The organism is Salinivibrio sp. IB643 (assembly GCF_001996105.1).
GTDB lineage: Bacteria > Pseudomonadota > Gammaproteobacteria > Enterobacterales > Vibrionaceae > Salinivibrio > Salinivibrio costicola.
In genome coordinates this window covers 36,294-56,187 of the sequence record NZ_MUFF01000009.1, presented here as the reverse complement: position 1 = coordinate 56,187, position 19,894 = coordinate 36,294, and the positions used below count along the sequence as shown (strand labels likewise).

Here is a 19,894-nt window from a genome sequence, read left to right as displayed (position 1 = left end):
TCTCCATTGAGAGCTCGCATGTTACTAACTCAGGAACCGACATGACCTTAGACAGCTTTCTCGCCAAAGTCACACAAACACCCGATATGGTAATGTTTGATGAGACGATGGCGGTGATAGATGCACATTACGACTACGCGCCCACGCGATTTACTAACGGTAATCTCGCCAATAAAGCTGGACAAAATACAGGCTCTTGCAAAGTGCTCGCGTTTTGCCGGCTGCATGAGTTAACAGAAGCGCAAACGCTCGCGTGTTTCGGAGGGTACTACCGCGAGGACGTGTTGAGCCATCCCTCTGGGACTGATCATAAAAATATTCGCAATTTTATGGTAACTGGATGGAAAGGTGTGTCGTTTGACAAAATGCCCTTAAAAGCAAAAACGCGAACGCATTCTTAAATGACGTCCGATCAAAAACGGCGACCCGCGGTCGCCGTTTGCCTATGACGCCATACTTGATCGAACGCTAGCTAGTATGCTGACGCGGCAGAAATATCTCCCCCATCATACAACGTACGCTACCGCCGCCAATTGTCTCTATTGTTGTGACATCGATAGGAACCAGTTTCCCAAACTGGCGTAATGTACGCTTTTGCGCTTCTGTAAAAGCACTGTAAGCAGACAACGACATCACAATCACCGATTCGCCATGTCGATTTCGCAATTGCAAGATATTGCCACAAAGCTGATTCATTTGTGATTCACTGATCGAGACGAGCGTTTTGTCTTCGCTCAGTGTATTGCAGACCAAATCCCGCTGCCCGGCCTCTATTACCTCATCACAAACCACGGCAAACGCTTCGCCCACAGCCATCATCACATTGGTATGATAAACCGGATTGCCATCGCTCATCTCGGTGTTAAAGCTCACGACTTGTCGCATGCCCACCTTTGCTGCCCATTCGGTCAATAAAATACTGTCACAACGGTGTGAAAGCGCCGCATAAACACGCTGGTTAAGGTGATCGATAACCATTGCGCCTGTGCTTTCGAGAAACGCCTCTTCTTTATCATGACATTTGACCTTGTGCACATGATTAACGTCATAGCCGGCACGATCCAATGCTGCCATTAAACGCTCTGGCTTTACCTCCAACTGACGGTTTGGGCATGCCATAGGGTAAAGATAAAGCTCACCACTGGGCAAGGTGCTAAACCAGTTATTCGGGAAGACGGCATCCGGTGTCGCCGGATCCGAGTCAGGGTATTCCATCACCACCACATCAATACCGTGGCGACGCAAAATCATCACCATGTTATTAAACTCTGCCATGGCGCGCGTTTTTACTTCCTCGTCGGGCAATGAGGGAGCGTGTTGAAAACCATTATCCTCACTGGTTTGTGCATTAAACTTAAAATGAAGCGGGGGCACCATCAACACGGCCGACGCTGCGTGGGGATGGGATAGCGGATATTGGGTATCATAGCTCGCTAAAAACGCCATAAGCAAACCTTCTAAAACAACATGACTTAAAGAGTATAGATGGGCTATGGGGTACGCGATCAGTTTTAAACGCGCAACAGCCTCACCCGGTGGAATGAATAACCGCAGGAAAATATCATTGAAACAAGTTTTTTACAAATAGGGTTTTTTACACCCCGGTTTTTACAAATCATTTTTTTACAAATCCAGGTGAATCCGCACATTGCAGGGCGGAAGTTTAGTTAACTACACTATTAAAATAAACAGGGAGAATAGAGCATGAAACCAGCGCAGCCGACTCGCCACGAAGATAAGCGTCTTCACGCCTTGTACGATCTAGGGATATTAGATACGGGCCGTGAAGATCGATTTGAGCGAATTGTGCGTGTCGCAGCCTACGTATCTGATTGCCCGGTGGTTGCGATTAGCCTGGTTGATGAAGATCGCCAATGGTTTAAAGCCAAACGTGGGTTAGCCGTTAATCAGACTGGGCGCAGTGAGTCCATTTGTGGCCATGCTATTCATCAACTCGAACCATTTATCATTGAGGACACGCTTAATGATCGTCGATTTGATGATAACCCATTGGTAACCGGCCCTCCTAACATCCGTTTTTATGCTGGATTCCCTTTTAGTCTTGATAGCGAGCACTTGCTTGGTACCCTCTGTGTCATCGACCACAAGCCTCGTCAGCTCACTGACGCCTGTGAGCGCGCGCTGTCAGATCTCGCGCGAATCGTGGAACATGAGCTGGTCATGACTCAACAAAATGTGATCGACCCTTTGACAAGCGTATTTAATCGCCGTGGCTTTTACCGAGAAGTAACCAGCTATTTGACCGATGAGATGGTGATCGAAGATCAACATACTTTGCTGCACTTTGACGTCCGTCAGCTACAAGGCATAAATCGGCACTATGGCAAGCATGCGGGTGATGGCGTCCTGAGAGCATTTGCCGCCTGTTTAAGGGATGTCTTTGATGATACAGGCTGGATAGGACGTTTAGAAGGCTGTGAATTCGCCGTATTATTGATTCAACAAGACGTTGACGCCGTCGAAGCCCAATTAGATCGATTTTACCTAAGGCTCTGCCGGCGTTTATCGTCAGAACGTTATCCGTTTGTCTATTCGGTCGGCCTCGCCCACTTCACCCAGATCGATGAAACAGTGACATTAGAAACCATGTTATTAGACGCAACGAACGACACTCGGACATACCCTGTGCCTTCGGAAACACGTGATATTGGATAACGCTAACAAAATAGGTGAGATAAACGATGAGGAGATTGGAGCGACATACGAGGTTCGAACTCGTGACCTCGACCTTGGCAAGGTCGCGCTCTACCAGCTGAGCTAATGTCGCTTATTCAATCAAGCGCCTAAAAGCGCTTAGAAAATTGGTTGCGGGAGSCGGATTYGAACCRMCGACCTTCGGGTTATGAGCCCGACGAGCTACCAGACTGCTCCATCCCGCGTCCGTAACATCAATCATGCTTGATGTGGGCAAAACTTGGAGCGACATACGAGGTTCGAACTCGTGACCTCGACCTTGGCAAGGTCGCGCTCTACCAGCTGAGCTAATGTCGCCTATGCAATTAAGCGTTGCATCACGCTTTGTAAAAATTGGTTGCGGGAGSYGGATTYGAACCAMCGACCTTCGGGTTATGAGCCCGACGAGCTACCARACTGCTCCATCCCGCGTCCGATTTTACTGTGCACCTAGAGGAACTTGGAGGCGCGTCCCGGAGTCGAACCGAGGTACACGGATTTGCAATCCGCTGCATAGCCACTCTGCCAACGCGCCTTTGTTTTGTTTCCGTCTCTGCGGTACGGGGAGGCATTCTACGGATAAACGTGATCGAGTCAACACTTATTATTTAATAAAAGTTTCAGATGGCTGTTTTACAAACAAAAGCGTCAAACTTCGACCAATCCGCTGTTATTTTCAGCATTTATTACTGCCATTCCCCTATTCGTTGCTAAAAATCTCACGCGTCTTTCCTAAAAATTTCACGCGATCGCATAGACGAGGCGTAATGCGATAGTGACTTGTTCACCGCAGGCGATCAGCTTGCTTTACTTAGCCTCTTCACTGTTTAACCAACGAAACGTCAGGTTGATTCGCTCACCCAGCGGCTTTTGCGTTTTGGGCACACTATGTTGCCAGTGGGTTTGCGTCTCGCCTGCCATCACTAACAGTGAGCCATGATCGAGTAAAAACTCACGCTTTAGCTGTCGCTTGGGGTGACGGAATAAAAACCGACGACTCGCGCCCAGACTCACCGAGGCAATGGTCGGCTGCTTCCCCAATTCCAATTCATCGTCTCTATGCCAGCCCATGTAATCGCTACCATCTCGATAGAGATTGAGCAAGACGGTATTGAAACGGGCGTGGGTGGCGGCTTCAACACGCGCTTTCAAATCCAGTAACTCTGATGTCCAAGGACGGGGAGATAATGTGAGTCCACTGTAGGTATAAGCATGATCACCATACCAAGCTAACAAGCGCGGCTGCATCACGGTCCGCCCAAACATCGAAATAGGAAGTTGCTGCCAAGCCGTTTGTGCGCGAAGCGATGTAAAAAACGCATCCGCTTGATTGCTCGCTAGCCAGTTTGGGGACCAATAGACGTCAGCTTGGGGCATAGCTCCACCTTGCTGCGGATCAAACGTCGTGTCGGTAAAAAAACATTGTTGCTGTGGGGGGCGTGCCATACACAATTGTCACCTCGGTTCTCATATGGCATTCAGTATGGCTGTGGTTAACGAATTGGATCAACACGTCGGCCACTCATGCCATTTAACCGATACCAACCCGCAATACTAAACCGTTGCCTTTTGGCCGGGAGCACTTCATGGGGAAACGCTTCGGATAAAAAAGTGACCAGCCGTCCCGCTTTGGGCCACAGCGTTTGGCGATGCGACCCATCAGGGTTGTAAATCACGATTTCACCACCGTCTTGCTCAGACCAATCGTGGTTTAGATAGAGTACCGTCGTGACTTTACGATTTGATCGTCCCTCAAACGCATCATAATGTTTGGCATAAAAATCACCGGGATTGTACTTAGCAAAATGCGCCTCGTACTCAAACAATCCCAAGAATAAATGCCGATTGAAGGCATACTGCAAATTCGCCATTTTATCCAAAAGCGTATCGATAGCGGGCGCCATATCACGTTCTAACCAATAGATTTTGTCGCGACGAATTTGGGTGTTGGTATGCTGTTTACGCTCTCGGCCGATTGCCGCTTGATTCCACTGAGCGGGTAAGCATGCCTGCAAATCGCTAACCGCTTGCGCCGATAAAAAATCGTCACAAACACTAAGGCCATGAGTCGCAATATCATCGATGATGGTCAGTTCGTTCAAATACTTATCTCCGTCGCCAATTAGAACGGTTACCTTACTGCCTTTTGACTGGGGGGCAACCTATTTTCTTTATTGTGACGATAAGGACTATTTATAGAACCGTCGGTGTCATCACCCATATCACTCACCTTGTATTCGGCGCGAGTTTTAGGGGGCGAGCACGGCATTATGCTACTGTTAGCGGAACCTTTAAAAAGGCCTAGATTGATCACGAAAAGGCTTTTATACAGAGTCTGGGTGCAATATTATGCGCTTGACGTGTACTCGGCCAATTAGCCATTGAAGGACCATGATAATGAAGAAAATCACTCAAGGAATCACCGCAACAGCACTTGCACTCACGACTGTATTCGCAAGCGGCGTCCATGCCGAAGATAAGGTACTCAATCTTTATAATTGGGCAGAGTATATGCCCATGGATGTCATTGAAGCGTTTGAAGAAAAATACCAGGTTGATGTGAACTACTCGACATTCGAGAGTAACGAATCCATGTATGCCAAGCTTAAGCTGCTAAACAGTGAAGGCTATGATCTGGCGTTTGCCTCAACCTATTTTATTGAGCGCATGATCAACGAGGATATGCTCGCTAAAATTGATAAAAGCCAGATTGGTCATTTTAACCAGTTACGCCCAGGCTTGCTCGGCCAATCATTTGATCCAAAGAATGACTACTCGCTTCCTTATGTTTTTGGTGTCACGGGTATTAGCTACCACAGCGATTACATTGACGGTAGCAAAGTGACAAAATGGGCAGATTTATGGCGCGACGATTTTCGTGGCCAAGTCATGCTGCTGAATGATGTGCGCGACGTGTTTGGGATGGCGTTAAAAGCCCAGGGCCATAGCATTAACAGCACCGATGAAGCGGAAATTAAGCAAGCCTATCAGTCCCTGCGCGATCTGCGTGATAACGTGGTGGTTTATAACTCCGATGCGCCACACGTCCCGTTTATTACAGGCGAAGTCAATATTGGTCAGCAATGGAATGGCAATGCTCATATGGCTCAACAAGAGATCGATGGAATTGAGTTTGTCTACCCGCAAGAGGGCGCGATATTATGGATGGATAACTTTATTATCCCGAAAAACGCTGAGCACAAAACCTTGGCGCACAAGTTTATCGACTTTATGTATCAGCCTGAAAACCAAGCAAAATTAGTCGAAGAGTTTGGCTACCCCGCCCCCAACACTGGCGCCGCGGAGTATTTAGATGCCGATCTACGAGAAAACAAAACGATTTTCCCGTCTGATGAAGCCGTCAATAACGGTGAATTTACTGATGATGTTGGTGAAGCGGTGACGATCTACCAAAAATACTGGCAAATGCTGAAAAGCTAAACAGTGACGCTTTTCGAGCTTACGCCAACCGTAGGCCCTCGCTGATAGGGGGCCTTTGATGATAAGGATGTTGCCTGATGATTGATTTTCGTTCTGACACAGTGACTCAGCCTGACGAGGCGATGCGAACGGCGATGGCGAATGCCCCCGTCGGCGACGACGTGTATCGCGATGATCCTAGCGTCAATACACTAGAAGAGTGGGCCGCTTCACGCCATGGCTTTGACGCTGCCCTCTTTACTGCCTCAGGAACCCAAGCCAACCTACTGGCCTTAATGGCCCATTGTGAGCGTGGTGATGAATATTTATGTGGTCAACAGGCCCATAATTATAGGTATGAAGCCGGAGGCGCCGCCGTATTAGGCTCGATTCAGCCCCAACCGATAGACAATGCCCCAGACGGCAGCCTTCCCTTTGATAAGCTCGCGGCTGCAATCAAGCCAAACGATTTCCATTTTGCGCGAACGAAACTCTTAAGCTTAGAAAATACCATCGGCGGTAAAGTTTTACCTTTATCCTACCTGGCCGAGGCGCGCATTTTTTGTGATCACCATAAGCTGCAATTACACCTCGATGGCGCGCGCGTTTACAATGCGGCAGTCGCGTTAGGCGTCGATATCACCGCCATCAGTTGTCACTTTGATTCAATGACCATTTGTTTATCCAAAGGACTTGGCGCCCCCGTTGGCTCTCTTCTTCTTGGTTCTCAAGCCTTTATCAATAAAGCAAGACGCATACGGAAAATGCTCGGTGGGGGGATGCGCCAAGCGGGAATTTTAGCGGTTGCCGGTCAGAAAGCGCTCAATGAAAATGTTGATCGCCTGGCTCAAGATCATGCCAATGCGCAGTACTTAGCGAGTGAATTGCATCAACTTGACGGCTTTTCAACTGACGCTTATCCGGTCCAAACCAATATCGTCTATGTCGATATCGCCGATACGATCGAGCGTACACGGCTTCAAATGCGGCTGATTGAGAAGGATATTCGTGTCACATTCAGTGGTCATCCCGCTCGTTTGGTGACCCATAAAGACATCAGCCGTGAGGATATCAATACCCTTATTCGTGCGATAGCCGACTCTCTTTAGCCGCTATCATCGAAGCGCTGACTTTCTTCCTTCGCGATAAAATCGATAAAAAGCGGGCACATTAGCCCGTTTTTTGTTTATAAAATAACCAGCCAATGTAAAACTGTGACCCTATCATCGCTTTCTCCACCAAAGTCACTAAAACAATCACTTACAGTCGCTACACTAAAATCAGTAACGATTAAACGCCAATACGGGGACAGCCATGGCTCTCACTCAGCTCACCAGCGATCGCTTGTATCGTGAATCTAGCTTGAAGCACAGCGACATTACGTCAACCAAGCATCTTGCGCCACTTGACGAAATTGTCGGTCAAGATCGTGCTCGCCACGCCGTTGAATTCGCGATGTCAATTAAAGAGAAAGGTTACAACATTTACGCCATCGGTCAGAACGGACTCGGTAAACGCACCATGATGATGCGCTACCTTAACCAACACTGGCAGACTGATTCACCCGTTTATGATTGGTGCTATGTTGCGAATTTCCAAGAAGCACGTTCACCACAAGTCCTAAAACTCCCCGCGGGAAAAGGTAGTGAATTAAAAAAGCATATTGAACAGCTCATGGGTAAGCTCGCCAATGCCCTGCCAATGGCGTTTGATAATGAAATGTACTACCAACGTGCGGAAACATTAAAAAATCAACTCACTGAGCGACAACAAACGATTCTGCAAAGCTTAAGTGAAACCGCAGAAAAAAACAGTGTTAGTCTTTCTATCACGCCACAAGGGGATTATCAGTTCGTTGCCCTTAACGGTGAGGAACCACATACTGAAGACACCTTTGATGCTTTATCACAAGATGAACAGATGGCCTTCGGCAAAGTGATTGATAAGCTTGAGACTGAATTACGCGGCGTTGTTCGCCAATTGGGTGAATGGGAGTCAGAATACGCAGATAAGCAAAAAGCGCTTGATGAAGACATTGGCCAAGAAGTGATTGCCACCCATATCGCGCCACTGAAAAAGACGTTCGCAGATCTGCCCGAGATCATCACTTTTCTCGAGGCAATGCAGGCCGACATGCTGGAACACCTTGATATTTTTTTAGAAGACAGCGAAGAGCAAGCGGCACTCGCCTACGCGGCGTTAGATAAAAAGCTCCCTCGCCGTTATCAAGTCAATGTATTAGTTAGCCAACACGACGCGCAAGCCCCCATCGTGGTCGAAGACAGCCCCAGCTATCACAATTTATTTGGCTATGTTGAAAACGCCACCTTTAAAGGCACGGTCTTCACTGACTTTTCTCTCATTCGCGCCGGCAGTTTCCATCGCGCCAATGGCGGTGTGTTGATGATGGATGCCATCAAAGTGCTCGAAAAACCTTACGTATGGGAAGGCATTAAACGTGCCTTGAGCAGTCGTCAGCTCAGCGTCAGTGCGCTAGAGCGAGAGGTAACCCTCAGCGGAACCGTGTCACTCGATCCAGCCCCCATTCCACTTGATCTCAAAATTGTTTTATTTGGCGATTATCAAACGTATCAGCTTTTACAACGCTACGATGCAGAATTTAGTGAGCTGTTCCGGGTCACAGCAGATTTTGAAGATGACATGCCGCGTACAGAGAGTACTGAGCACCAATACGCCAAATTTATTTCCAGCATTATCCATGATGGCAACCTGTTGCACTGTAGCCGCAGTGCTATCGCTCGTATTATCGAGCACAGTGCACGACAAGCTGAGGATCAAAACCGTTTGTCGCTTCATTCAGCTGACATCGCTAACTTATTGCGCGAGTCCAATTACTGGGCCACGCAAGCAAAAGCGAATACCGTTGGCGCACTGCATGTTGAAAAAGCCCTTGCCAGTCGAAACATGCGGGTAAGCCGCTTACGAGACAGCATGATGCAGAATGTAGAAAACGGGGTAACGTTGATCAACACCCAGGGAACGGCTCTCGGACAGATTAACGGCCTGTCAGTGCTCAGCACCTCTGACTACAGCTTTGGTTTACCTAATCGTATTACCGCGACCACCGCGTTTGGCGAAGGTGAAGTACTCGATATAGAGCGTAGTGTCAAACTAGGCGGGCGTATTCACTCAAAAGGGGTAATGATTTTATCCGCGTATCTTGCCACGCTTTTGGGTAAAACCGATAAGATCCCGCTAAAAACACATCTGACCTTTGAACAATCGTATGGCGGCGTCGACGGTGATAGCGCCTCCATGGCGGAATTTTGTGCGATTTTCTCGGCAATGACTGAGGTGCCACTGCGCCAAGATATCGCCATCACAGGATCCATGAACCAATTTGGCGAAGCACAACCGATTGGCGGTGTGAATGAAAAAATCGAAGGCTTCTTTGACGTCTGCACACTCAAAGGGCCAAACCACCAGCAAGGGGTAATTATTCCTGCCGCCAATATTCAGAATCTGATGTTGCGCAAAGATGTGGTGCTGGCGGTTGAAAAAGGCGAATTTCATATTTATGCCGTTTCGCACGTCAGTGAAGCACTCTCGCTTTTATCAGGAGAGAAAGCGGGATTCGGTCCCGAGGGTAAAGCCCCCAACGGACTATTGACCATCGCGATGGATAAACTGAACAATCAACGCGATGCACATCGTACTTCCGCAAGTTAAAGACAGCGGCCACACTGGCCGCTTTTTTCTTCTTAGTTCACATCAGGATCGTCACTTCTCATTGTGGCAGCAATCACGTTATTGACTTTCACCATAGCTTGATCCGACGCAAAAAAAATAGCGACCTTTGCGCGTAATATGCAATGAAAACCATTCTTATTTGGATCTCGCATTATGAAACTGTCAACGCTTGGTCGCGGTCAGTCCGCGCGTATTACCAGTGTCCATCATGTGCCCGCTGTTATCCGTCACCGCCTTGCTGTTATGGGGTTAATCCCGGGCACCGCGGTGGAGCTGGTTCGGCGAGCACCGCTTGGAGACCCATTACAAATCCGGCTCGATAACGAACAACTCGTCGTTCGTCGTGACGTTGCCAAATTGATTGATGTGGAGACACTGTGATGAAAAAAAAACGCATTCTTCTTGCCGGTAACCCAAACTGCGGCAAAACCACATTATTTAATGCGTTAACCGGCTCTCGCCAAAAAGTCGGTAACTGGGCTGGTGTCACGGTTGATAAGAAAGTCGGCCAGCTCACGTTCAATCAAACAGCGAACGACAATACAGAGTGTGAAATTACCGATTTACCCGGTTTATACGCCCTAAATGCAGGCTTTGATGCCAGTCTAGACGAACAAATCGCGACGTATTCAATTGATAGCCACGACTGTGATGCGATCATTAACGTGCTAGACGCCAATAGTCTTGAAAGAGGACTGTACCTTACCTTGCAATTACGCGAGCGCGGCGTCCCGATGATAGTGCTGATCAATAAGATGGATCGGTTAGATCGCAACGGACAACAGCTCGATATCGGGAAGCTACAAGAATGGCTTGGTTGTCCCGTGCTTACCGTTACCGCATGCCAAGCCGACAGTGTGGCGACTTTCCGCCATCAGCTCGCCCACATGATGATGGAACTTCCGCATTGCGACGCCATGCAGTTAAACTATGGTGAGCATATCGAGGCATGGATCCAATCTCATCTTGGCGCCCCGTTTGCAGGCTCGGCAGCGGCACAAGTGAATCAACGCGCCCATTTGCTTGAGTGCCTAGAGCGAGATCGTTTGCCCGATGGCAATGATACGTCCCTACAAGCGTCATTTTCCCAGGCTTGCCAATCGCTGGCCGGACAAGATACCGACATTCTTATCGCCGATACACGCTACAGCTATATTCGCGATCTGGTACATGACACACGACGCGAGCACCGCCATTTAAGCCGCAATAAAACCGAAAAACTCGACAAGGTGATCCTCAATCCTTTTTTATCGCTGCCTATTTTGCTTGCCGTACTCTATGCCATGTTCGTATTTGCCATCAATATTGGCGGCGCCTTTATCGACTTTTTTGATATCGCCGCTGGCGCTGTTTTAGTGGATGGCACCCATCAACTATTAGATGGCATATTGCCCGAAGCGATAGTGACACTCGTTGCAGATGGTGTCGGTGGTGGTATTCAAACCGTAGCGACCTTTATCCCGGTGATTGCTGGGCTATATCTTTTTCTCACCGTTCTAGAAAGCACCGGTTACATGGCGCGCGCCGCCTTTTTGCTCGATGGTTTGATGCAAAAAATTGGCTTACCGGGTAAAGCTTTTGTCCCCCTGATCCTCGGCTTTGGCTGTACAGTGCCCGCCGTCATGGCAACGCGCACTCTTGAGCAAATTCATGAGCGCAAAACCGCCGCAGCAATGGCCACCTTTATGTCCTGCGGTGCACGGCTCCCCGTTTACGCCTTGTTTGCCGCAGCGTTCTTCCCGCAAAACGGACAAAACCTAGTATTTGCGCTCTACTTACTTGGGATTGCAGCGGCCGTGCTCACTGGTTTGATTTTGCGCCACACCCTTTATCCGGGCCAGAGTGAAAGTCTGTTAATGACACTACCGGACTACGAGCTCCCCCGTATGCGCCACGTGTTGAGTCATACCTGGCAAAAGCTGCGCCGTTTCGTATTGGGGGCAGGTAAAACCATCGTCATTGTGGTAACCCTCTTAACTTTCTTTAACTCTCTCGGTACCGATGGCAGCTTTGGCCATGAAGATAGCGAGACATCCGTATTATCGAAAGCGGCTCAAGTCGTCACCCCTGCTCTCTCACCCATTGGTATCGAAGAAGATAATTGGCCAGCCACTGTCGGCTTAGTGACCGGACTATTCGCCAAAGAAGCAGTTGTTGGTACCTTAAATAACCTCTATGCCCCAACCAATGCAGAACAAGACGAAGGCTCGATCAGTGATGCGCTTGTTGACGCCGTTCAAAGCATTCCCGAAAACTTATTTGGCATTGATTACAGCGATCCATTCGCGATGAGCGTGGGAGAGATAGAAAACACCGAAGCCGCTGCGCAAGAGCAAGCAGTGAGTATGGCAACGTTTGACAATTTACACCGCCAATTCACGACGACGGCCAGTGTTATGGCTTATCTGATAGTCATCCTACTGTATACGCCCTGTGTTGCCGCGATAGGAGCCTATACCCGTGAGTTTGGCCGTCGATTTGCGCTATTTATCGCGGGATGGTCAATGCTCTTAGCTGTCAGTGGCGCCACACTGTGCTTTCAAGTCAGTCAAATCGGCGTGGCGACCACTCAGGCGACAGTTTATATTGTCAGCCTTTCTGCCCTACTGATTACCATGATCGGCGTAATGCGTTATGTTGGTCGCCATCCTCATTGGTTTAAGGAGACCTATTATGATCCTGCAAAAGCTCAAAGCCAGTGTCACTCAGGCGGGTGTCATTAGTCGAGAAGCGCTTGCAAAAGAGTATGGCCTCAGTCCCGACGGGGTTGAGGCCATGATGGAGACTTGGATCAGGCGGGGCACGATCATCCGCCAATGTACTTGTCACAATCAGCAAGAGGTTCAATACCGTTTAGCGCATCATAACGAAATACAATGCTTTAGTATGGTATAGCGAGACATACAAAAACGGCGACCATTAAGGTCGCCGTTTTACTTTATAATGGTGCCCCGGGCCGGACTTGAACCGGCACAACGCGAACGTCGAGGGATTTTAAATCCCTTGTGTCTACCAATTCCACCACCAGGGCACGCAATTTTTTTTCAGCCGCTTACGCCACTGTTTTTAATTTGGAGCGACATACGAGGTTCGAACTCGTGACCTCGACCTTGGCAAGGTCGCGCTCTACCAGCTGAGCTAATGTCGCTTTGGTTGCGGGAGGCGGATTTGAACCACCGACCTTCGGGTTATGAGCCCGACGAGCTACCAAACTGCTCCATCCCGCGTCCGTATTGTACTAGCCAGAGTTCTATGGAGGCGCGTCCCGGAGTCGAACCGAGGTCCACGGATTTGCAATCCGCTGCATAGCCACTCTGCCAACGCGCCTTCGCGCTTCACCTCTCGGCTAAGTGGTTTGAATTCTACATAAGTTTTTCTGGCTGTCACGTACAAATTGTCGTTTTTAGGTTTAACCGTCGATTATTTATCCAAACGTCACATTAACACCCTTTTATTGATCACAATTCGTCCGAAACATGAAGATAAACACGATGAAAAATACCGCGATAAAAAAGTCGTCGATCCGCAGATCGGCACGCGCGCCTTAAAAAGGAGATCAAACAGCAGATAACAGGCGCTCACGTTCATCTTCTTCAATCAGTTTCCAATGCCGGCCTTGTTGCGCCCCTGCCAATTTCCAAAGCAAACATAAATCAAGATCGTTACCATGCGTCACTTGCAAACGACGAAAAATCTCTTCCGGCGCCATGCTGTAAAATGTGGAAATATCTTCTACCCCCGACTTTTTCAACATCCGCTCTATCGTCAAACGCAGGTTAGGGAGATCGCGCAAACGACGGTGATGTCCCCCAGTTTTATATGCTCTATCATTCAGCGCATGATCGCGCGACGCCTTAACCAACACCGCCAGTTCAACATCGTCCTCAATAAAGAGTGCAGTCACGTCATAATAATTCACAACCGCAGACGAGCTTTTCTTTACATGAACAAACTTTTTACACCCTTTATCAACCAACGCAGCCGTTACTATGCCGCCACCACGCAGATAAAATCGCTTATCGGTGAGTAGCGCAAACATCGCATCCTGATGGAAAAAACCAGTACCACCAAACATTGAGCGCTGCTCCATCTCGCCGAAAGTGTTTAAAAAACATGTCACTTGGGTTTTTAATTGCTTTTTCATCAAGGGCTCCTCCTGATATTTGCGTAGACATAATAACAATCCCGAAAATGACTGATAAAGTAGTCAATCTGCATGAATATTCGAGCAAAGAGGATGCATTAATTTAAAATTAAATACTATGTATTGGATCACTCATCCCCATAAAGACCACTTTCATATTGTGGAATATGTCGCATTTATGACAGGTATTTTCATCAGCTTAAAAAAGCCTTTCCATTGAGAAAGCTTTATCCATCGCACTACAGTGCGCTAAATTAGGAGTAAGCCAGTCATGAGTAGGGAGCCGGTATGTCGATACACCCTTTGTTGATTGAAACCAATCATTTATTACCAGGTGGCGTAAACACGTATATTGTGTCTGAGGCTTTCTACTTAGACGCACTCCCACAAGCAGGCGAGCCACCGCGATTACTTGTGGCCATGAAAGACATGGACGAAACCAGCTCCCAGGTTCCGCCCACTCAGCGTCCTTCCACGATTTCCCCGATTGTGACACTTTGCCAAGTGGCTGATTTTAATCGCCATGCCCCCCAGCAGATCGCACTGACATTACAGGGCATTGAAAGTGTCAAGGTGGAGGCTATCGAACGAGGAGAAAGGGATATTGACTTGGCACGGCATACTCCGTTGCCGATATGGCGACGTCAAACCGTTCCTGAGCCCTATCACTATCTGAGTGACAAGCTAAAACAATACTACCGTTCCAATCCTGGGTTGCATGACCATTTTCAGCTGACCCAATATGACGACATAGGTTGGGTCTGTTTACGCTGGTTAGAGCTGCTTCCCATTGAAGTTAAGCAAAAACAATTGTTACTTTCACAGCCTAACGCCTTATTCGTTGCCGAATTTATTGATAAACTATTGCGTTATCCGCTTACCGACCCTGAATAGGCGCGAGTTTGCTGTTTAAACCATCACCAAAGACGCCATCAGGCGCACTGATTCGATCAAAGGCGGTTCTATTTTGCTTTTGGCCGCATTACCATGCCGTCTGGTGACAAACACTATCGGGACTTATGGATCATCTGTCATTTTTCTGGGTCTCACCGGATCGCGATAAATATTTGCGCTCCCTCGAGACCGAATTTTATAAACGCGCTGTCGAAACCGTTCGCGTTAACCGCCTCTCCCTCCCCCCTTTACCGGACGCCATTCTGTCCATACAGCGCGCCAGCAAGCAGCCTGAAACCACGATGCGAGATATTGCTAACTTGTTGATGGAAGACCCTAGCTTGTGCGGCGCGGTACTCAAAGCGGCAAATTCCGCCCTTTTTGCGCCGAGGGCAACCGGACAATGCAAAGACGTTCAAACTGCCGTTTCACGTCTAGGGGTCGACCGTGTTTTAGGTATTATTACCGCAGCGGCCATTCACCAATTGAAAAGCGATGCGACGTTTTCTCGCGACTGCAACGCGCTTTTGAAGCAARGTGCACAGAAGTCGCGTGAATTTGCCGCGGCAATGGCGTTAGTGACCCAAACCATCAGACATTATTGTGATGAGCCGCTATCGGTCGAACCAGAAAAAGCACTGATTGTCGGTTTACTGGCCGACATCGGTTTGTACAGTGTGATTGGTGAGTTCCAGCGCTTTATTCATGAAGGTCACTACCTCCAATTTGATATTGCTGAGCAAGTCTTTTTTGCGCTCGCCGGCGATTGTAGCCGGTTAGTCCTGAAGCAATGGGCATTCGATCGCGATTTTATTGAAGTGGCTATCAATAACAAGCTTTACACCAAACCGCGTCCTGATATCACCTATCTTGATGTGGCAAGAATGGCGAACCACTTATTGATGTTTCGCAACCACGATGACGCGATTGAAGAGCATGAAGTAGAAATGACCGCGCCAGGCGCCGAGGCGTTATACGAGCTCTCCAATCTGGATGATCGCGAGTTTTCACGTCAACTCAACCATGTTATCGACGCCACGAGTATCTAGTAGGATATAAACGTTTGATGCAAACGTCTCATACTAAACCCGCTGAATACTCTCTCCGCTAGCAAGTAACTAGAGTGGCTCTGATGTTGAAGGCGCAAGTCACTCTGGTCTGATTTTATTGACCTGCCTATTAACTGATTGATAACCTCGAAGTCCCTTTCTTAACACCGAGCATCATCTAATGTTTTCAGGGATGTTATTTATCTTCGCGCCACTTATCGTTGGCTACTTGATCCCACTCAAGCAGCCCCGCCATATTCATACCGTGAATACGCTGACGATGCGATTGGTCATGGTTATCCTGGTGTTAATGGGGCTTAGCCTCGCGGGCTTAGACAACCTCGGCCAACATATCTCCACCATTTTGCATTTTGCCGCCACTTTCTTCATTTGTATTGGCGCCGCTAACCTTTTAGCGCTGCCGATTCTCGATAAATGGATGCCGACACAAACGCAAGGCCACCAATATAAGCTGACGTTACGTGGCATGATGTCTGAATCTGGAAAACTGATCGGCGCGGTCGCCACAGGTTTAATCGTTGGTCTACTGTGGCAACAAGATCTCTCTTGGGTCGACGCCGCCAGTGAAGGTATTTTGTTATTGTTGCTATTACTGATTGGCATCCAGCTACGCAATAGCGGCATGACGCTAAAACAAATCATCCTCAATAAGCGTGGTTTGATGATTGCCGCACTGGTGGTGGCAACGTCTTTACCTGGGGGGTTACTGGCAGCTTGGTGGTTGGGTATTCCTTATCACCATGGTTTAGCGATGGCCTCTGGGTTTGGCTGGTATTCTTTAGCCGGCATTTTAATGGGCGATGGCTTAGGCCCTGTCTATGGTGGCGCCTCGTTTATTCTCGAGTTAGGACGCGAGCTTGTAGCGATTATGATGATTCCAATATTGATTCGTCGCTATCCACTCACTGCGATTGGCTACGGCGGCGCAACCGCGATGGACTTTACTCTGCCGATCATTCAAAGCACCGGGGGTATCCGCTGTGTGCCGATTGCAATTGTCAGCGGGTTTATTCTCAGCCTCCTGGTTCCCGTCCTTATGCTCTTTTTTCTTTCTTTAGGCGGTTAATCACCCAGCCAGTTGGATCAAAAAAGGGGTAGCACCCGGCTACCCCTTTTGCAAAATGGATAATGGTAGCGCTTATTGCGCGCGCATCCAGTTGTCCATTTCAGTTCGTAGGTTGTCTGACTTAGTACCAAAGATAGCTTGTACACCACCTGATACTTTTACAACACCCGCTGCGCCAAGCTGCTTCAACTTCGCTTCGTCAACAATGTCAGTATCCGCCACAGAGACGCGCAGACGTGTGATACATGCGTCTAAAGCAGTAATGTTGTCTTTACCACCGAAAGCTGCAACCAAGTCACCCGCTAGTTCAGAGCCTGTCGCTGTCGATACATCCGCCACGGCTTCGTCTTCACGACCTGGGGTTTTCAGGTCAAGGGCGCGAATCACCACGCGGAAGACAATGTAATACAGCACACCATAACCAAGACCAAGTAGTACCAGAGTAATCACATTTTCAGCACGTGGCATCTGTACGATAAAGTCAATGAAACCGTTCGAGAAGGTATGACCGTGAACCACACCCAGTGCGTTCGTCAGCACATAAGCAGCACCCGCCATGATGGCGTGAATACCGTAAAGTACCGGTGCGATGAACAGGAACGAGAACTCAATGGGTTCAGTGATACCGGTCAGGAACGACGTCAGAGCGGCCGATGCCATGATACCCATGATTTTGGCACGGTTCTCTGGCTTCGCTGAGTGAGCGATAGCAAACGCAGCGGCGGGTAGACCGAACATTTTGAACAAGTAACCACCGGCTAGCTGACCAAAGCCGTTACCTGCTTCACGCGTTACGTCGTTAGCGGTCAAGAAACACGTCATGATACCGTTGACTTGCTCACCGGCGTTGTTAACACAGCTACCTGCTTCATAGAAGAAAGGCACGTTCCAGATGTGGTGCAGACCAAATGGGATCAATGCACGCTCTACCACACCGTAGATACCAAAGGCGGTAACAGGGTTTTGCTCTGCGGCCCAGTGAGAGAAGGTAGCGATCGCACCACCGACTGGCGGCCAGATCACAGACAGGATCACACCCAGAGCAATCGAAATAAAGCCGGTGATAATAGGCACAGAGCGTTTACCGGCAAAGAAGCCGAGGTAGTCTGGCAGCTGAATCGTGTAGAAGCGATTAAACGTCCACGCAGCAACACCACCCGCGAGAATACCACCAAGCACACCTGTCTTGATCGTATCTACACCCATAACCGGTGCCATCACATCCAGCGTAGCCACCATGATGCCGTAACCGACAATCGCAGATAGGCCCGATACACCGTCGTTATTGGTGAAGCCAAGTGCCACACCCACCGCGAACAGCAAGGCCATTTGACCAAACACCGAACCACCCGCTTGTTCCATCATGTGAGAAATGATGTCTGGCATCCAGCTAAAGTTGGCCGCACCAACACCTAATAGTATACCTGCAACCGGTAGCACAGATACTGGAAGCATCAGCGCCTTACCGACTTTTTGCAGATTAGCAAAGAGGTTTTTTGACATAGTTCTTGCTCCTAACAAGGACGTTTAACAATTGTGTCTCTGAAGACAGACCTTTCGATTCCCCCCGCAAGAGGTCACACGATACAACAGGTGCCCAGAGAACAAACGATTTGTGATTATTGAACTCACCCAAACTATAAGGGGGGAATCAGTACCTTGCCTATCCGTAACGACTTTACCGATTAAAAAGTAAATATAGATCACAAACCGAACGGGTGACAAAAACAACAAAAATAAACGTAAGATTATGATTAAAAATGACTTTTTACACTGACGGCAGATAAAAAGACCGCATAAAAAAACAGCGACTTAAAAACCTCAAAAGTTATTTCATGTAACGAAAAATCTCATGCACACGATAAACGTTACAATGGCCACTTTTTCTTTATTTTCCATGTATTTATGAGCAAATTGCGCCAGATCAAATTTCGAGATGCATTCAGTGCAAAGCAACAACCTGAGGAAAAAACAACCGATTATTGACGACAGTATAGCCAGATCATCATCAAAACGACGCGCTTGATAGCGATAAAAAGCCGCGCTTTTTGTCGTTATCATTCATGGGTACATTCAGGTAGGAAAAAGCCCGATTGAACAATCGGGCGACGTGGATTATTGCGGATTCGCACTCGAAAAAAGCGCAAAAAAGTTCCGGCTAGTGATATCACACACCGTTTCAACAGACTCACCTTTTAACATCGCCACGTATTCGGCGACCTCTTTCACGTAAGCCGGTTGGTTTTGCTTGCCACGATGCGGCACCGGAGCCAAATAAGGCGAATCCGTTTCAACCAGCAATCGTTCAAGCGGCAAACGCCGCACCACATCCTTTAGCTCCGTCGCTTTATTAAAAGTGACGATGCCAGAAATCGAAATGTAGAAACCCAGCTCAATCGCCGCCTCTGCCATTTCATAGCTCTCTGTAAAGCAGTGTAGCACACCGCCCACACGCTCAGCGCCTTCCTCGCGCAAAATCGTCAAGGTATCCTCTCGCGCGGCACGGGTATGAATAATCAGGGGCTTATTTAGCTCGACAGCGAGGCGGACATGCTGACGGAAAATCGCTTGTTGCTGCTCGGCCAGTTCCGGTTGGTAGTGATAATCCAACCCAGTCTCCCCGATCGCGACCACGCGCTCATCCGCGGCCAGAGCTTTCAGTTGCTGATAGTCAAACCCATTTTCTATATCTAAGGGATGAACACCACACGAGGCAAAAACATGAGGATAAGGGCGGATCATGTCTAACATCGCCGGGAAACTATCTAATGTAACGCCAACAGAGAGAAAATAATCGACACCCCTTGCCTGTGCTTTATCCAGAACATCTTCCACATTCTGGTGCAGCGAATCATAGTCCAGTTTGTCGAGATGGCAGTGAGAGTCTATTAACAC

General features: G+C 48.4%; 17 protein-coding genes and 9 tRNA genes. 11 read left to right on the top strand and 15 right to left on the bottom strand.

The features are described 5' to 3' along the window. Positions 1-41 precede the first annotated feature (41 nt). The gene (locus BZG77_RS06390) at positions 42-401 is read left to right on the top strand and encodes a HopJ type III effector protein (RefSeq protein WP_021023128.1); all 360 of its coding nucleotides are present in this window, start codon (positions 42-44) and stop codon (positions 399-401) included. Between the two features lie 67 nt (positions 402-468). Here BZG77_RS06390 and BZG77_RS06385 read toward each other — a convergent pair whose 3' ends face one another. Beyond that, positions 469-1,446 carry an arginine deiminase-related protein gene (locus tag BZG77_RS06385; protein WP_077461233.1) on the bottom strand — a complete coding sequence of 326 codons (978 nt, stop codon included), beginning with the start codon at positions 1,444-1,446 and terminating at the stop codon, positions 469-471. 258 nt (positions 1,447-1,704) lie between these two features. On the opposite strand from BZG77_RS06385, the gene BZG77_RS06380 reads away from it, so the two are divergent. After that, a complete protein-coding gene (locus tag BZG77_RS06380) occupies positions 1,705-2,676 on the top strand; it encodes a sensor domain-containing diguanylate cyclase (protein ID WP_077461232.1) in 972 nt (323 codons plus the stop codon). Positions 2,677-2,712: 36 nt separating this feature from the next. On the opposite strand, the gene BZG77_RS06375 is transcribed toward BZG77_RS06380, so the two are convergent. From BZG77_RS06375 to BZG77_RS06345, 7 genes are all read right to left on the bottom strand, one after another. Then, positions 2,713-2,788, bottom strand: a tRNA-Gly gene (locus tag BZG77_RS06375). Positions 2,789-2,823: 35 nt separating this feature from the next. Continuing rightward, a tRNA-Met gene (locus BZG77_RS06370) sits at positions 2,824-2,900 on the bottom strand. Positions 2,901-2,936: 36 nt separating this feature from the next. Then, positions 2,937-3,012, bottom strand: a tRNA-Gly gene (locus BZG77_RS06365). Positions 3,013-3,049: 37 nt separating this feature from the next. Next, positions 3,050-3,126: transfer RNA gene (locus BZG77_RS06360), tRNA-Met, on the bottom strand. A gap of 29 nt (positions 3,127-3,155) precedes the next feature. After that, positions 3,156-3,229, bottom strand: a tRNA-Cys gene (locus BZG77_RS06355). Positions 3,230-3,501: 272 nt separating this feature from the next. Next, positions 3,502-4,071 carry an alpha-ketoglutarate-dependent dioxygenase AlkB family protein gene (locus BZG77_RS06350; RefSeq protein ID WP_077461326.1) on the bottom strand — a complete coding sequence of 190 codons (570 nt, stop codon included), beginning with the start codon at positions 4,069-4,071 and terminating at the stop codon, positions 3,502-3,504. Positions 4,072-4,187: 116 nt separating this feature from the next. Further along, positions 4,188-4,796: a 2OG-Fe(II) oxygenase gene (locus BZG77_RS06345; RefSeq protein WP_077646621.1), complete on the bottom strand. Its 609-nt coding sequence runs from the start codon at positions 4,794-4,796 to the stop codon at positions 4,188-4,190. A 295-nt stretch (positions 4,797-5,091) separates the two neighbouring features. Here BZG77_RS06345 and BZG77_RS06340 point away from each other — a divergent pair, with 295 nt between their 5' ends. The 6 genes from BZG77_RS06340 (at position 5,092) to BZG77_RS06315 (ending at position 12,720) form a co-directional block, all read left to right on the top strand. Continuing rightward, positions 5,092-6,135 carry an ABC transporter substrate-binding protein gene (locus BZG77_RS06340; RefSeq protein WP_077646620.1) on the top strand — a complete coding sequence of 348 codons (1,044 nt, stop codon included), beginning with the start codon at positions 5,092-5,094 and terminating at the stop codon, positions 6,133-6,135. Positions 6,136-6,212: 77 nt separating this feature from the next. Next, positions 6,213-7,223: a low-specificity L-threonine aldolase gene (ltaE, locus tag BZG77_RS06335; RefSeq protein WP_077646619.1), complete on the top strand. Its 1,011-nt coding sequence runs from the start codon at positions 6,213-6,215 to the stop codon at positions 7,221-7,223. A 205-nt stretch (positions 7,224-7,428) separates the two neighbouring features. After that, complete coding sequence (locus BZG77_RS06330) at positions 7,429-9,804, top strand: Lon protease family protein (RefSeq protein WP_077646618.1); 2,376 nt, start codon at positions 7,429-7,431, stop codon at positions 9,802-9,804. Positions 9,805-9,978: 174 nt separating this feature from the next. Further along, entirely contained in the window at positions 9,979-10,206 is a 228-nt protein-coding gene (locus tag BZG77_RS06325; RefSeq protein ID WP_021023136.1) for a FeoA family protein, read from the top strand. After that, positions 10,206-12,548 carry a ferrous iron transport protein B gene (gene feoB, locus BZG77_RS06320; RefSeq protein ID WP_077646617.1) on the top strand — a complete coding sequence of 781 codons (2,343 nt, stop codon included), beginning with the start codon at positions 10,206-10,208 and terminating at the stop codon, positions 12,546-12,548. The genes BZG77_RS06325 and feoB overlap by 1 nt, the downstream gene beginning before the upstream one ends. Next, positions 12,499-12,720, top strand: coding sequence for a FeoC-like transcriptional regulator (locus tag BZG77_RS06315; RefSeq protein WP_158011420.1), 222 nt, complete (start codon positions 12,499-12,501; stop codon positions 12,718-12,720). Before feoB ends, BZG77_RS06315 begins: the two co-directional genes overlap by 50 nt. A 49-nt stretch (positions 12,721-12,769) precedes the next feature. On the opposite strand, the gene BZG77_RS06310 is transcribed toward BZG77_RS06315, so the two are convergent. From BZG77_RS06310 to BZG77_RS06290, 5 genes are all read right to left on the bottom strand, one after another. Continuing rightward, a tRNA-Leu gene (locus BZG77_RS06310) sits at positions 12,770-12,856 on the bottom strand. Positions 12,857-12,897: 41 nt separating this feature from the next. Beyond that, positions 12,898-12,973, bottom strand: a tRNA-Gly gene (locus tag BZG77_RS06305). A gap of 2 nt (positions 12,974-12,975) precedes the next feature. Continuing rightward, a tRNA-Met gene (locus tag BZG77_RS06300) sits at positions 12,976-13,052 on the bottom strand. 26 nt (positions 13,053-13,078) lie between these two features. Further along, positions 13,079-13,152 (bottom strand) — tRNA-Cys (locus BZG77_RS06295). Positions 13,153-13,381: 229 nt separating this feature from the next. After that, a complete protein-coding gene (locus BZG77_RS06290) occupies positions 13,382-13,969 on the bottom strand; it encodes a TfoX/Sxy family DNA transformation protein (RefSeq protein WP_077646615.1) in 588 nt (195 codons plus the stop codon). 288 nt (positions 13,970-14,257) lie between these two features. On the opposite strand from BZG77_RS06290, the gene BZG77_RS06285 reads away from it, so the two are divergent. The 3 genes from BZG77_RS06285 (at position 14,258) to BZG77_RS06275 (ending at position 16,999) form a co-directional block, all read left to right on the top strand. Further along, entirely contained in the window at positions 14,258-14,863 is a 606-nt protein-coding gene (locus BZG77_RS06285) for an LON peptidase substrate-binding domain-containing protein (RefSeq protein WP_077646614.1), read from the top strand. Between the two features lie 125 nt (positions 14,864-14,988). Next, complete coding sequence (locus tag BZG77_RS06280) at positions 14,989-15,912, top strand: HDOD domain-containing protein (protein WP_077646613.1); 924 nt, start codon at positions 14,989-14,991, stop codon at positions 15,910-15,912. 181 nt (positions 15,913-16,093) lie between these two features. Further along, positions 16,094-16,999: a lysine exporter LysO family protein gene (locus tag BZG77_RS06275; RefSeq protein WP_077646612.1), complete on the top strand. Its 906-nt coding sequence runs from the start codon at positions 16,094-16,096 to the stop codon at positions 16,997-16,999. A 72-nt stretch (positions 17,000-17,071) separates the two neighbouring features. Here BZG77_RS06275 and ptsG read toward each other — a convergent pair whose 3' ends face one another. Both ptsG and BZG77_RS06260 read right to left on the bottom strand, forming a co-directional pair. After that, positions 17,072-18,502, bottom strand: a complete 1,431-nt coding sequence (gene ptsG, locus BZG77_RS06270; protein ID WP_077646611.1) for a PTS glucose transporter subunit IIBC — start codon at positions 18,500-18,502, stop codon at positions 17,072-17,074. A 612-nt stretch (positions 18,503-19,114) separates the two neighbouring features. Further along, positions 19,115-19,894 carry a TatD family hydrolase gene (locus BZG77_RS06260; RefSeq protein WP_021023145.1) on the bottom strand — a complete coding sequence of 260 codons (780 nt, stop codon included), beginning with the start codon at positions 19,892-19,894 and terminating at the stop codon, positions 19,115-19,117.